14 protein-coding genes are annotated in these 12531 nt (G+C 64.7%); 5 read left to right on the plus strand and 9 right to left on the minus strand.

The features are described 5' to 3' along the window. Window positions 1-30 precede the first annotated feature (30 nt). Window positions 31-843 carry an alpha/beta fold hydrolase gene (locus ACTTAI_RS06225; RefSeq protein WP_444454933.1) on the minus strand — a complete coding sequence of 271 codons (813 nt, stop codon included), beginning with the start codon at window positions 841-843 and terminating at the stop codon, window positions 31-33. Beyond that, the gene (locus tag ACTTAI_RS06230; RefSeq protein WP_444454934.1) at window positions 843-1442 is read right to left on the minus strand and encodes a 2-hydroxychromene-2-carboxylate isomerase; all 600 of its coding nucleotides are present in this window, start codon (window positions 1440-1442) and stop codon (window positions 843-845) included. Before ACTTAI_RS06230 ends, ACTTAI_RS06225 begins: the two co-directional genes overlap by 1 nt. A gap of 107 nt (window positions 1443-1549) precedes the next feature. Here ACTTAI_RS06230 and ACTTAI_RS06235 point away from each other — a divergent pair, with 107 nt between their 5' ends. Then, window positions 1550-2569 (plus strand): ribose-phosphate pyrophosphokinase, encoded by a 1020-nt coding sequence (locus ACTTAI_RS06235; RefSeq protein ID WP_444454935.1) that lies wholly within the window; start codon window positions 1550-1552, stop codon window positions 2567-2569. A 905-nt stretch (window positions 2570-3474) separates the two neighbouring features. Here the strand turns inward: ACTTAI_RS06235 and ACTTAI_RS06240 are convergent. The 3 genes from ACTTAI_RS06240 to ACTTAI_RS06250 all read right to left on the minus strand — a co-directional run bounded on the left by ACTTAI_RS06240 (window position 3475) and on the right by ACTTAI_RS06250 (window position 5314). Further along, window positions 3475-4539: a 5-(carboxyamino)imidazole ribonucleotide synthase gene (locus ACTTAI_RS06240; RefSeq protein WP_444454936.1), complete on the minus strand. Its 1065-nt coding sequence runs from the start codon at window positions 4537-4539 to the stop codon at window positions 3475-3477. Beyond that, window positions 4532-5017, minus strand: a complete 486-nt coding sequence (gene purE / locus ACTTAI_RS06245; RefSeq protein ID WP_444454937.1) for a 5-(carboxyamino)imidazole ribonucleotide mutase — start codon at window positions 5015-5017, stop codon at window positions 4532-4534. The genes ACTTAI_RS06240 and purE overlap by 8 nt, the downstream gene beginning before the upstream one ends. Before the next feature lie 66 nt (window positions 5018-5083). Further along, window positions 5084-5314 carry a YdcH family protein gene (locus tag ACTTAI_RS06250; protein ID WP_444454938.1) on the minus strand — a complete coding sequence of 77 codons (231 nt, stop codon included), beginning with the start codon at window positions 5312-5314 and terminating at the stop codon, window positions 5084-5086. A 223-nt stretch (window positions 5315-5537) separates the two neighbouring features. On the opposite strand from ACTTAI_RS06250, the gene ACTTAI_RS06255 reads away from it, so the two are divergent. Further along, window positions 5538-5951 carry an Hsp20 family protein gene (locus ACTTAI_RS06255; protein WP_444454939.1) on the plus strand — a complete coding sequence of 138 codons (414 nt, stop codon included), beginning with the start codon at window positions 5538-5540 and terminating at the stop codon, window positions 5949-5951. Window positions 5952-5960: 9 nt separating this feature from the next. Further along, complete coding sequence (locus ACTTAI_RS06260; protein WP_444454940.1) at window positions 5961-6188, plus strand: DUF1150 domain-containing protein; 228 nt, start codon at window positions 5961-5963, stop codon at window positions 6186-6188. A 127-nt stretch (window positions 6189-6315) separates the two neighbouring features. Here the strand turns inward: ACTTAI_RS06260 and ACTTAI_RS06265 are convergent, their stop codons facing one another. Next, the gene (locus tag ACTTAI_RS06265) at window positions 6316-8022 is read right to left on the minus strand and encodes a bifunctional sulfate adenylyltransferase/adenylylsulfate kinase (protein WP_444454941.1); all 1707 of its coding nucleotides are present in this window, start codon (window positions 8020-8022) and stop codon (window positions 6316-6318) included. A 238-nt stretch (window positions 8023-8260) separates the two neighbouring features. On the opposite strand from ACTTAI_RS06265, the gene ACTTAI_RS06270 reads away from it, so the two are divergent. Then, the gene (locus ACTTAI_RS06270) at window positions 8261-8716 is read left to right on the plus strand and encodes a hypothetical protein (protein ID WP_110806299.1); all 456 of its coding nucleotides are present in this window, start codon (window positions 8261-8263) and stop codon (window positions 8714-8716) included. Window positions 8717-8770: 54 nt separating this feature from the next. On the opposite strand, the gene trxB is transcribed toward ACTTAI_RS06270, so the two are convergent. Beyond that, a complete protein-coding gene (trxB, locus tag ACTTAI_RS06275) occupies window positions 8771-9712 on the minus strand; it encodes a thioredoxin-disulfide reductase (protein WP_444454942.1) in 942 nt (313 codons plus the stop codon). Between the two features lie 185 nt (window positions 9713-9897). Here trxB and ACTTAI_RS06280 point away from each other — a divergent pair, with 185 nt between their 5' ends. Further along, window positions 9898-10398: an Lrp/AsnC family transcriptional regulator gene (locus ACTTAI_RS06280; RefSeq protein WP_110806297.1), complete on the plus strand. Its 501-nt coding sequence runs from the start codon at window positions 9898-9900 to the stop codon at window positions 10396-10398. 184 nt (window positions 10399-10582) lie between these two features. Here the strand turns inward: ACTTAI_RS06280 and ACTTAI_RS06285 are convergent, their stop codons facing one another. Together ACTTAI_RS06285 and rpoH are read right to left on the minus strand one after the other, a co-directional pair. Beyond that, window positions 10583-11554 (minus strand): Gfo/Idh/MocA family protein, encoded by a 972-nt coding sequence (locus ACTTAI_RS06285; RefSeq protein WP_444454943.1) that lies wholly within the window; start codon window positions 11552-11554, stop codon window positions 10583-10585. 51 nt (window positions 11555-11605) lie between these two features. Further along, a complete protein-coding gene (gene rpoH, locus ACTTAI_RS06290; protein ID WP_444454944.1) occupies window positions 11606-12505 on the minus strand; it encodes an RNA polymerase sigma factor RpoH in 900 nt (299 codons plus the stop codon). Between the last annotated feature and the right edge of the window lie 26 nt (window positions 12506-12531).

The raw sequence follows: 12531 nt of genomic DNA on the forward strand, positions 1-12531 counted from the left end.
GCGGGAACCGGCGGTCCGGTTCCCGTTCCCTCAACTGCGCTCGAGATTCATCGCGATCAGATCGCGCACCTGCTCGGGATGGGTCAGCGGCAACATGTGCCCGCCGCCCGGGATGCAGGCCACGCCCACATCGCCAAGCCGCGCCGCAATCGCCTCGCAGACCGGGCGGACGATGGCCGGGCTTTGATCGCCATGCAGGATCATCACCGGCGCGTCGATCGCCTCGATCCCGTCCGGGCGCCAGATCTGCCCCGGATCGCTGAAATTGGCCGCGGAAATATTGCCCACCATCGGCATTTGCGCGGCAAAGCGGGCGCGGTGATGCGCGGGCAGATCCTCCCACGGCACGCCCGCCCCCCAGGCCCCCATGAAGCCCTTGGCCGCGGCTTCGTAAGCGCCGTCCGCGATCAGCGTCTCGAAATGATCCTGATGCGCGCGCAACGCGACCCAGTCGGCGCTGCCTTCAACCGCCTTGAACAGCACCGGCTCGATCAGCGTCAGCGAACGGATCGCGTCGGGCGCCGCCACCGCCAGCCGCAGCGCCACCGAGGCACCGAAACTGTGGCCGACCAGATCGAGCGGCCGGTCGATGAAACTCGCCGCGATCTGCGTCACAAGGCGCTGGAACGCGCCGGGCTCGGCGCCCTCGGCCGACCAGTCGGCGGATTGCCCATGCCCCGGCTGATCGAAACTCGTTGCGGTGACCGTCTCGCCCAAGGGCTCCAGCACCGGCCCCCAGATCCCCGAGGTGCCCAAGGTGCAATGAACGGCGAGCATCGGCCGCGCGCCGGTGCCGAAGCTTTGCCAGAAGATGTCGTGTCCCTGCCGGATGTCCTTGGCCATCAGAGCGTGCCCAGATGCGCATCGAGGAAGTCGAGCCGGTCCTGTCCCCAGAAGCGCTGATCCGTCTCGCGCACGATATAGAAGGGCGCGCCGAAGACGCCGCGATCGATGGCTTCCTCAAGGTTCTTCACATAGGCCATCGCGCCGGTGAAGAGCCCGGTCGTCACCAGGTTCGGATCGAACCCGGTCTCGGAGAGCTTTTCGCGCAGCACGTCATCTTCGCCGATGTTGCGATCCTCGACCCAGAGCGCGCGCAGGATCGCGCGCACCAGCGCCCCCACGTCGCCGCCGCCCGCCGCCTGCGCCGCGATGACCGCATAAGACCCCGGCGCCGCGTTCGGCGGATAGATCGTGGGCTTCAGGTTCATCTCCAGGCCCAGATGCTTCGCCCAACGTTCGAGCTCCTGATTGCGATAAGCCATGCGCGACGGGTGCCGCGCCGCGGGCCGCACGCCGCCGGTGCGATCAAACAGCGCCAGCACGTCGAGCGGCTTGTAGCTGATGCTCGCGCCATGTTTTGCGGCGATGCGTTCCAGCCGGTCGCCCGCCAGATAGGTCCAGGGGCTGAACACCGAGAAAAAGTAATCAATCTGCGCCATCTTATCGCTCCCCCGGCTTGCAAGGTTTGCGGGCAGGCTAGCCCGGTGCTAAGGCAGGCGCAATCCGGCGAATCCGCTGCTGCCGCAGCGGCAAGAAAGGAACTGCCATGGCTGCGATGACCGAACCGAAGCTCATTTCCGGCAATGCGAACCGGCCTCTGGCGCAGGCGATCGCCCGCCGGATGTCGATGCATCGCGGCATGTCGGTGGGGCTTGTGGATGCCCGCGTCGAGCGCTTCAACGATCAGGAAATCTTCGTCGAAGTCTATGAAAACGTCCGCGGCGAGGACATGTACATCATCCAGCCGACCTCGAACCCGGCGAATGACAACCTGATGGAACTGCTGATCATGACCGACGCGCTCAAGCGCTCGTCGGCCGATCGCATCACCGCCGTGATCCCCTATTTCGGCTATGCACGTCAGGATCGTCGCGCCAAGGCCCGCACGCCGATTTCGGCGAAGCTCGTCGCGAACCTCTTGACCGAGGCGGGCGTGGACCGGGTGCTGACGCTTGATCTGCACGCGACGCAGATCCAGGGCTTCTTCGACATTCCGGTGGACAACCTGTACGCCGCCCCGGTCTTCTCGCTCGACATCCTGCATCACTTCAAGGGCGCGCGGGAAGATCTGATGGTGATTTCGCCCGACGTCGGCGGTGTGGCGCGGGCGCGGGAGCTGGCCAAGCGCATCGGCGCTCCGCTCGCCATCGTCGACAAGCGCCGCGAGAAGGCGGGCGAGGTCGCGGGCATGACCGTGATCGGCGACGTGACCGGCAAGAAATGCATCATCGTCGATGACATCTGCGACACCGCCGGCACGCTGTGCAAGGCGGCCGAGACGCTGATCGCCGCCGGCGCGACCGAGGTGCACAGCTACATCACCCACGGCGTCCTCTCGGGCCCGGCGGTGGAGCGGGTCGAGAATTCGGTGATGAAATCGCTCGTCATCACCGATTCGATCGAGCCCACCGAAGAGGTGAAGAACGCCCGCAACATCCGCATCGTGCCGACCGCGCCGATGTTCGCGCAGGCGATCCTGAACACCTGGTCGGGCACTTCGGTCAGCTCGCTCTTCGAGACCGACACGCTGGTGCCGATCTACGAGGGGCTCTATTCGACGCTCTGAGGCTGGACAGGCCGCCGCATTTCGACAAGGCTCGGATCATGCTGATCCGGGCCTTTTTTCCTTTGTGTCTGAGTGCGGCCCCGGTCGCCGCCGATTGCGTGCTGCTCTTGCATGGGCTCGCCCGCAGCCCGCGCTCGCTTTTCGTGCTCGAAGAGGTGCTCGAGGCGCGGGGCAAGCGGGTGGTGAATCTGGGCTACCCTTCGACCAAGGAGCCGGTCGAGGCGCTCGCTGGCCGGATCGATGCCGGGCTTGCGGCCTGCGGGCCGGGTCCGGTCGATGTGGTGACGCATTCGATGGGCGGCATCCTGCTGCAGGTCTGGGCCGAGCGCGGCGCGAATGCAGGGCGCATCCACCGCGCGGTGATGCTCGCGCCGCCGAATGGCGGGTCCGAGATCGTCGATACCTTCCGCGATCAGGCGTGGTTTGGCTGGATGAACGGCCCGGCCGGGCTCGCCCTTGGCACGGGGGCGACCGACGCCCCGGCCCGCCTGCCGAAACCGAAATTCGACTTTGCGGTGATCGCGGGCTCGGACAGTCTGAACCCGATCACCTCCTGGCTGATCCCCGGGCCGGATGATGGCAAGGTCTCTGTCGCCAGCGCGAAACAGGCGGGGATGGCGGATTTTCTGGTACTGCCGGTGACCCACACCTGGATGATGGATGATCCCCGCGTGATCGTCGAAGTGCTGGCGTTTCTGGACACGGGCCAGTTCGACCCGGTGCCGAGCTGGGGCGCGGCCTTGACGCGGCTTGCGCAGCCCCTGAGCGGGGCGGGGGGGCGCTGCCCCCCTCTTGCCTGCGGCAATTCACCCCCCCGGCGTATTTGCACCAAGAAAAAGATCGTCTGCTTTATCTTGCCACAAATATCTCGGGGGTGCGGGGGCAGAGCCCCCCGCCGCCGCGGGTCAGAGGATGCGGTTCACATGCCCCATCTTGCGACCCGGCTTCGCTTCGGCCTTGCCGTAAAGATGGATCTGCGTGTTCTTCGCGCGGGCGAGGTCCGGCACGCGGTCGACATCATCGCCGATCAGGTTCAGCATCTCGACATCGGCATAGCGGCCACCATCGCCGAGCGGCCAGCCCGCTACGGCGCGGATATGCTGTTCGAACTGATCGACGGCGCAGCCCGCCTGCGTCCAGTGGCCCGAGTTGTGCACTCGCGGCGCGATCTCGTTCACCAGCAGCCCCGCGGGCGTCACGAAAAGCTCGACCCCCAGCACGCCGACGTAATCGAGCGCATTGAGGATCCGCGCCGCGATCAGCACCGCATCCGAGCGCAGGGCAGGGGGGATGCGGGCGGGCACGGTCGTCGTGTGCAGGATGCCCGACTTGTGCACGTTCTCGCCGGGGTCGAAACAGGAGATCGAGCCGTCGAGACCGCGCGCGGCGATCACCGAAATCTCGGCCGAGAAATCGACAAAGCCTTCCAGAACGGCGGTGGCGCCGCCCATCGCGGCCAGCGCCGCGGGCGCGTCGGCGGGGGTCATGATCCGCGCCTGCCCCTTGCCGTCATAGCCGAGCCGCGTCGTCTTCAGGATCGCGGGCGTGCCGATCTGTGCAATCGCCGCATCCAGCGAGGCAGCGTCCGTCACCTCGGCCCAGGGCGCGGTGGTCAGGCCGATGCCGTTCAGGAACGACTTTTCGAGGATGCGGTCCTGCGAGGTGGCGAGCGCCTTGCGCCCCGGGCGGATGGGCCGCAGGCTTTCGAGCAGATCAAGCGCCGAGGTCGGGATGTTCTCGAATTCATAGGTGATGACATCGACCGCTTCGGCAAAGGCGCGCAGCGCGGCCGCGTCCTCGTAGGGCGCGGTGAAGACCCGGTCGGCGACCTGACCCGCGGGCGGGTTGGCGCCCGGTTCGAAGATCGCGCATTTCAGACCAAGGCGCGAGGCTGCAACCGAGAGCATCCGCCCCAGCTGCCCGCCGCCCAGAATCCCGATCGTGGCGCCCGGTTTCAGCATCTCAGTCATCTTGCGGCTCGTCCGGAATGGAGGCGGAAAGGGCGTCGCGCCAGACATCGAGACGGGCAGCCAGATCCGCATCCTGCAGCGCAAGGATGCCTGCGGCCATCAGCCCGGCATTGGCGGCACCCGCGGCGCCGATCGCCATCGTCGCGACGGGAAAGCCCTTCGGCATCTGCACGATGGAATAAAGACTGTCGACGCCCGACAGCGCCTTCGTCTGCACCGGCACGCCAACGACCGGCACCCGGGTTTTCGAGGCCATCATGCCGGGCAGATGCGCCGCGCCACCGGCGCCCGCGATGATCACCTGCAACCCGCGCTCGACCGCGGTCTTGCCATAGCTCCAGAGCCGGTCCGGGGTGCGATGCGCCGAGACGATCTTCTTTTCATAGGGGACACCCAGTTCATCCAGAACCGCCGCCGCCTCGCGCATGGTCGTCCAGTCGGACTGGCTGCCCATGATGATTCCAACTTTCACGCCCATTCGGCCTCCCATCTTGTGGCGGCACTATAGGCAGTGGGGCCCCCGGTTCAAGGGTTTGGGCAAGTCTCAGGCGATGATGTCGGGGGTCAGCCGGTCTTCGATCCGGGCGATCTGGTCTTTCAGCGACAGTTTCTGCTTCTTCAGCCGCACCAGCCGCAGCTGATCGGGGTGGGCGGCATTGACCAGCGCGCTGATCGCCTCGTCAAGGTCGCGGTGTTCGCGCTTGAGAACCTCGAGCTTGACCCGCAGAACCTCGTCGGTGTTCATCTCGATCGGGCTGTCAGTATGGGCATTCATGGCATGTGTCCGATCACAGGCTGAGACAGATAAGCAGAGCCAAGCCCTCCGACTCGCCCCGCTTTTGTTCAAGCATATCAAATCCGAGGCCTTTGCGGGAAATTTCCTGACTGCGACGCGCCGCCGCCCCCTTGCACCTGCGGCGGCGCTGCCCATATCCTGCATACGGGACTGCCGCTGCGCGGGGTTCCCCAAGCAACGTCGCTTTCCAAAGGGCTTGCCAATGACGAAACTGAGCTTCGGCGCACATCCTTATCTGCTGGGCTTCGACCAGCTGGAGCGCCTTGTCGAGCGGACCGCAAAATCCGGCTCCGACGCCTATCCTCCTTACAATATCGAGCAATCGGGCCCGGACGAATTCCGCATCACCCTCGCGGTGGCGGGCTTTGCCGAGGCCGATCTGGCGATCACGATGGAAGATCGTGCCCTCGTCATCCGCGGCCGTCAGGCCGATGACGGGTCCGAGCGCATCTTCCTGCACCGCGGCATCGCCGCCCGCGCCTTCCAGCGCAGCTTCGTGCTGGCCGATGGCGTCGAGGTGGCGGGGGCGGCGCTCGAGAATGGCCTTTTGCATGTCGAGCTGAAACGGGCGCAGCCCGAGCCGGTCGTGCAGACGATTCCGATCCGCAAAAAGTAAGGGGGCATCATGGATCACACTGCAGATTTCGACGTCGCCGCGGGCGAACGCATCGTCTATGTCCGCTCGGTCCCGGTGACCGAGATTCCGGAGGAAATCCGCGACCGGGTGGGCCATATCGAGCACATGTATGCACTACACAACATCAATGGCGAGCGTCTGGCGCTGGTGAAAGACCGCGAGATGGCCTTTGTGCTGGCGCGGCAAAACGAGATTACTGCGGTCAGCGTGCACTGAACGCGCCCGAGATCATGGCATCAAGGAACGGCAGGGCGATTTCCCTGCCGTTTTTGTTTTCAGCCGGCTCAAAGCAAAACGCGCCCGGGTTTCCCCAAGGCGCGTTCGGTCTCGCTTTCAGTCAGGCTTACGCCTTGATCAGGCCCATCGACTCGAGCTTCAGGATCACCTGATGCGCGCAGTGATCGACATCGACGCCGGTGGTGTCGACGGCCAGTTCCGGGTTCGCGGGCACTTCATAGGGGTCGGAAATGCCGGTGAATTCCTTGATCTTGCCTTCACGGGCGAGTTTGTAGAGCCCCTTGCGGTCGCGGCTTTCGCATTCCTCAAGCGAGGTCGCGACATGCACTTCGACGAAGGCACCGTAAGCCTCGATCATCTCGCGCACGGCGCGACGGGTCGCGGTATAGGGCGCGATCGGCGCGCAGATCGCGATGCCGCCGTTCTTGGTGATTTCCGACGCCACATAGCCGATGCGCTTGATGTTGATGTCGCGGTGCTCTTTCGAGAAGCCCAGTTCCGACGACAGATGCTTGCGCACCACGTCGCCGTCGAGCAGCGTCACCGGACGGCCGCCCATCTCCATCAGCTTGACCATCAGCGCGTTGGCGATCGTCGACTTGCCCGAGCCCGAAAGGCCGGTGAAGAAGACGGTGAAGCCCTGCTTGGCCCGCGCTGGCGAGGTGCGGCGCAGCTCGGCCACCACTTGCGGGAAGCTGAACCATTCCGGAATATCAAGGCCTTCACGCAGACGGCGGCGCAGTTCGGTGCCCGAGATATCCAGCACGGTGCAGCCTTCCGGCACTTCGTTCGCCGGGTAGTATTGCGCTTTTTCCTGCACATAGACCATGTGCTTGAAGTCGACCATGGTGACGCCGATTTCCTCTTCATACTGCTTGAAGAGCGTCTGCGCGTCATAGGGGCCGTAGAAGTCCTGACCGGCCGAGTTCTTGCCGGGGCTGGCGTGATCGCGGCCGACGATGAAATGAGTGACGCCGTGGTTCTTGCGGATCAACCCGTGCCAGACCGCCTCGCGCGGGCCCGCCATGCGCATCGCAAGGTTCAGAAGGCTCATCGTGGTGGTCGATTGCGGGTATTGGTCGAGCACGGCTTCATAGCAGCGCACGCGGGTGAAGTGATCGACATCGCCCGGTTTCGTCATGCCGACGACCGGATGGATCAGCAGGTTCGCCTGTGCCTCGCGGGCGGCGCGGAAGGTCAGCTCCTGGTGCGCGCGGTGCAGCGGGTTGCGGGTCTGGAAGGCGACGATCTTCTGCCAGCCGAGCTTGCGGAAGTAGCTGCGCAGCTCGTTGGGCGTGTCGCGGCGGGCCTTGAAGTCATAATGCACGGCCTGCTGGATGCCGGTGATCGGGCCGCCCAGATAGATCGCGCCTGCCGTGTTGTGCAGGTAGTTCACCGCCGGGTGGGCGAGATCGTCGGCGCCGAAGACCTTTTCGGCCTCTTTCGCCTTGTTCGGCACCCATTTGTCGGTGACCGACAGGATGGCCAGAATCACGCCTTCCTGATCGCGCAGCGCGATGTCTTGCCCGGGCGCGATGCCTTCGGCGAATTTTTCGGTCACGTCGAGCGTGATCGGCATCGGCCAGAGCGTGCCGTCGGCCAGACGCATGTTCTCGACGACGCCATCGTAATCGGCTTCGCTCAGGAACCCCTTGAGCGGGAAAAAGCCGCCGTTCATCAGAAGTTCGAGGTCGCAGATCTGACGCGGAGTCAGATCCCACGACGGCAGGTTGCCCGCTTCGATTTTCAGCTTCTGGGCAGATTCGTGAGAAACATAGAGCTCCGGAATGGGAGCGAGATTGGGAAGAGTCATCGCCTGACCTGTTTTTTCGAGGGCTAATCGCTGCGCCACACCGACGCTTGGTCGCGGCTTTGCCCGCAAATATGGCGTTTTTCAAGCAAAAGCCGGGGGTGTCCGGTGAAAGAAGGCGGTTTTGGTGCGTTTGTGCCGAAGGCCGGAACGAAGTTTCTGCAAACTGCGTCAATCCACGCCGTTTGTTGCGGTTCGAACCGGTGCTATCGTGCCCCGAAGTTTGCTTTGAGGGGAAGTCATGGGTCTGAAATCAAGTCTGACGCCTATCATCGCCGGTTGGGTGTGGATCTCCGGTTGCGAGTACGGCATCAATCAGGTCTGGCTGAAAAGCCAGTGGGAAGACTACTACAGCGCGCTCGGGTTCGCTTATCCCGACGACATGATGAAATGGGCTGCGTGGTGTTTCGTCTTCGCTCTGGCGATGCGGATGCTCGTGTCCCGCTTCAACGTGCTGGCGGCGGGGATCATCTCGTGGATCTTCGTGGTCGGCCTGTCGCTGGTCGCGCTTTGGAACTACGCACCGATGCCGGTGGAAATGTTCCAGCTTTATGGTCCGGCCAGCTTTGCCGAAACGCTTTCGGCGGCTCTGGTGATCTCGATGTTCGTCGGCATTGCGGGGGCGGTGAAACGCTCGCAGCAACGCGCGAAAGAGAAGGCCAAAGCGAAACTGAAGGCCAAGGCCGTCGCGGCCTGAGCCAGTCACAAAGGGAAACGGGCCGCCTTCGGGCGGCCCTTTTCGTTTCGGGTCTCAGCCCTGTTCGGCAAGCCAGCGCTCGGCATCCAGCGCCGCCATGCAGCCCATGCCCGCCGAGGTGATCGCCTGCCGATAGGTGTGATCGGTCAGATCGCCCGCGGCAAAGACGCCCGCAATGCCGGTGCGGGTCGTGCCCGGTTCCACCTTCACATAGCCGCCGTGATGCAGCTCGAGCTGATCCTTGACCAGTTCCGAGGCCGGTGCATGGCCGATCGCGACGAAGAAGCCGTGGCAGGGGATCTCGCGTTCTTCGCCGGTCTTCACGTCCTTGATCCGCGCGCCGGTGACGCCCAAAGGTGCGTCGGTGCCCAGCACTTCCTCGACCGTGGCGTTCCAGATCACCTCGATCTTCGGGTTCTTCATCAGCCGCTCGATCAGGATCTTTTCGGCGCGGAAGCTGTCGCGGCGGTGGATGACGGTGACTTTCGAGGCGAAATTCGTCAGGAACATCGCCTCTTCCACGGCCGCATTGCCGCCGCCGACCACCACGACCTCCTTGCCGCGATAGAAGAAGCCGTCGCAGGTGGCGCAGGCCGAGACGCCGAAGCCCTGGAACTTCTGTTCCGACGGCAGGCCAAGCCAGCGCGCCTGCGCGCCCGTGGCCAGAATCACCGCATCGGCGGTGTAGACCGTGCCCGAATCGCCCGTGGCGACGAAGGGCCGGGTGCCCAGATCCAGCTTGGTGATGATGTCGGTGATGATCTCGGCGCCCATCGCGCGGGCGTGCTCTTCCATCTGCACCATCAGCTCGGGGCCCTGCACCTCGGTGCGGCCGGGCCAGTTTTCGACCTCGGTGGTGATCGTGAGCTGCCCGCCGGGCTGCATGCCCTGCACGAGAATGGGCGAAAGCATCGCGCGCGAGGCATAGACCGCCGCCGTATAGCCGGCCGGTCCCGACCCGATGATCAGAACCTTGGTGTGCTTCGTCTCGCTCATGCCGGAACTCCTGTTGTGACGTCGCTCATATAAGCAGCAGAAGGGCGCGGGGAAAACCCCTGTGCGGCTCCGCTGTGTCGCAGGCGCCGCCGTCGACGCGGATTGCGCTTGCGCAGGAATGGGCGAAACAATATTGCGCATGCAAGCGCCAATATATAAGGTTCGCGCAGCCAAGGAGGTTCGGCATGGGCACGAGCAAGCTCGACGAGATCGACCGGAAAATTCTGGCCGAGCTGCAGGCTGACGGCCGGATGACGAACGTCGAACTGGCCAAGCGAGTCGGCATTTCCGCGCCGCCCTGCCTGCGCCGGGTGCGCACGCTGGAAGAGGCGGGTTATATCCGCGGCTATCACGCCGATGTGAACCCGCGCGAACTCGGGTTCGAGGTGCAGGTCTTCGCGATGGTGCGGCTGCATTCGCAGGCGGAATCGGATCTGAGCGCGTTTGAACGCCGCTGTCAGGCCTGGCCGCTGGTGCGCGAATGCCACATGCTGAACGGCGAGATCGACTTCGTGCTGAAATGCGCGGCGCCCGATCTGTCGACCTTCCAGAATTTCCTGACCGGGCAACTGACCGCGGCCGAGAATGTGGCGAGCGTGAAGACCTCGCTCGTGATCCGCTGCGCCAAGGATGAACCCGGCGTGCCCTTCGACGTGCTCGAAGAGCGGCTCGCCAAACACGCCTGAGCGATCGACCCACAGTGGGGCAGGGGGGCTCGTTCAGGGGGCTTACGCGGCGCCACTGGCGCCACGGTCCCCCTTCACCCCGTCCTGCGGACTCCCCCCGAGATATTTCAGGCAAGATAAAAGGCACCCTTTTTATCTTGCTCAAAATATCCCGGGGGTCCGGGGGCAGCGCCCCCGGCCTTGCTCAGATTTCGCCCGCGCGCACCAGATCGATCATCGCTTGACCGGCGCGGGCCTCTTCGAGGCTCCACGTATAGGGCTCGCCCGTGCGGATGTGGCGGACAAAGGCTTCGACCTGCAGCACATATTGGTTCACGCCGGGGAAGCGGTGCGTTTCGGCGCTATTGTAACCGTGCAGCGTCACCTCGGCCTGATCGAAGACCCCGGCGTTGAAGGGGGCCGAAAGGGTGATCCGGCCGGTTTCGCCCTGAAAGGTCACCTCCTGCCGCGGGAAGAGCCGGGTCGAGGTCATCGCGGCGAAGGTGAAGTCCCCGCCCGGGCCCGCCATCTCGCCCCAGACCTGCGCGAAGGTATCAACGCCATGTTCTCGCTGGATGCGCGAGGCGAGCCGCACCGGCTCCGCGCGCGCCGCGAAGCGGATCGAGGAATAGGCATAGACGCCGATATCGGGGATCGAGCCGCCGCCTGTCTCGGCGCGGTTGCGGATGTTCGCGGGGTCGGGGTTGTCGAAGGTGAAGGCCACGTCGGCGTGCTTGAGCCGACCGATCCGGCCCTCGTCGAGCCAGCGCCGCACCAGTTGCCATTGCGGGTGGTGCACGATCATGTAGGCCTCGGCCGCGCATTTGCCCGCGGCGTCGCGGGCGGCGATCAGCGGGTCGATGTCCTCGGCGCGCAGGGCGAGCGGCTTCTCGATCAGCACATGTTTGCCAGCGGCAAGCGCCTTGATCCCCCATTCCACATGCAGATGGTTCGGCAGCGGAATGTAGACGACCTCGACCGCGGGATCGGCCAGAAGCGCCTCGTAGCTGTCATGCAGGGTCAGATCCGGGGCGAAGGCGGTAAAGGCTTCGGCCTTGGCGGGGGAGGAGGTCGCCAGCGCCGCAAGCCGCGCGCCTTTGGCGGCATGGATCGCGGGCCCCATTCGGCGCGCCGCGAAATCCGACGCGCCGAGAATTCCGAAAGTCACTGGCTGCATGGTCGTCTCCCTTTGGCGCCAAGCTAGCGCGCGGCGCAAAGGGGGGCAACGTCAGCCCGGCAGCGCCATACCCTTTTCCTTGGCGAGCGCCTTCATCCGGCCTTGCAGCTTCTCGAAGGCCCGCACCTCGATCTGCCGGATGCGCTCTCGGCTGACGTCATATTGCGCCGACAGCTCTTCCAGCGTCACCGGCTCGTCGCGCAGCCGCCGCGCCATCAGGATGTCGCGCTCGCGTTCGTTCAGCACATCCATCGCCGCGACCAGCATCGCGCGACGGGCCTGCAGCTCGTTTTCTTCGGCATAGGCCTCGGCCTGATCGGCATCCTCGTCCTCGAGCCAATCCTGCCATTGCGTGGCGCTTTCGCCTTCGCCCGCGCCGACCTGCGCGTTCAAGGAGGCATCCGAGCCAGCCAAGCGCCGGTTCATCTCGATGACATCGTCTTCGGTGACGTTCAGATCCTTGGCGATCTTGGCCACCGCATCGGGGCGCAGATCCCCCTCCTCGAAGGCGCCGATCTTCGATTTCGCCTTGCGCAGGTTGAAGAAGAGCTTCTTTTGCGCCGAGGTCGTGCCCAGCTTCACCAGCGACCACGAGCGCAGGATGTATTCCTGAATCGCGGCACGGATCCACCACATCGCGTAGGTCGCCAGCCGGAAGCCACGCTCCGGATCGAAGCGTTTCACCGCCTGCATCAGCCCGACGTTGGCTTCGGAAATCACCTCGGCCTGCGGCAGGCCGTAGCCGCGATAGCCCATGGCGATTTTCGCGGCGAGCCGCAGGTGCGAGGTCACCAGCCGATGCGCGGCCTTGGGGTCCTGATGGTCGACCCAGGCCTTGGCCAGCATGTATTCCTCTTCCGGTTCCAGAAGCGGAAACTTGCGAATCTCCTGCAGATAGCGGTTCAACCCCTGTTCGGGGCTGGGGGCTGGCAGGTTGGCGTAGCTCGACATGTGGTCATTCTCCCTTCGCACCCCAG

Source organism: Rhodobacter capsulatus, from assembly GCF_052363175.1.
GTDB lineage: Bacteria > Pseudomonadota > Alphaproteobacteria > Rhodobacterales > Rhodobacteraceae > Rhodobacter > Rhodobacter capsulatus_D.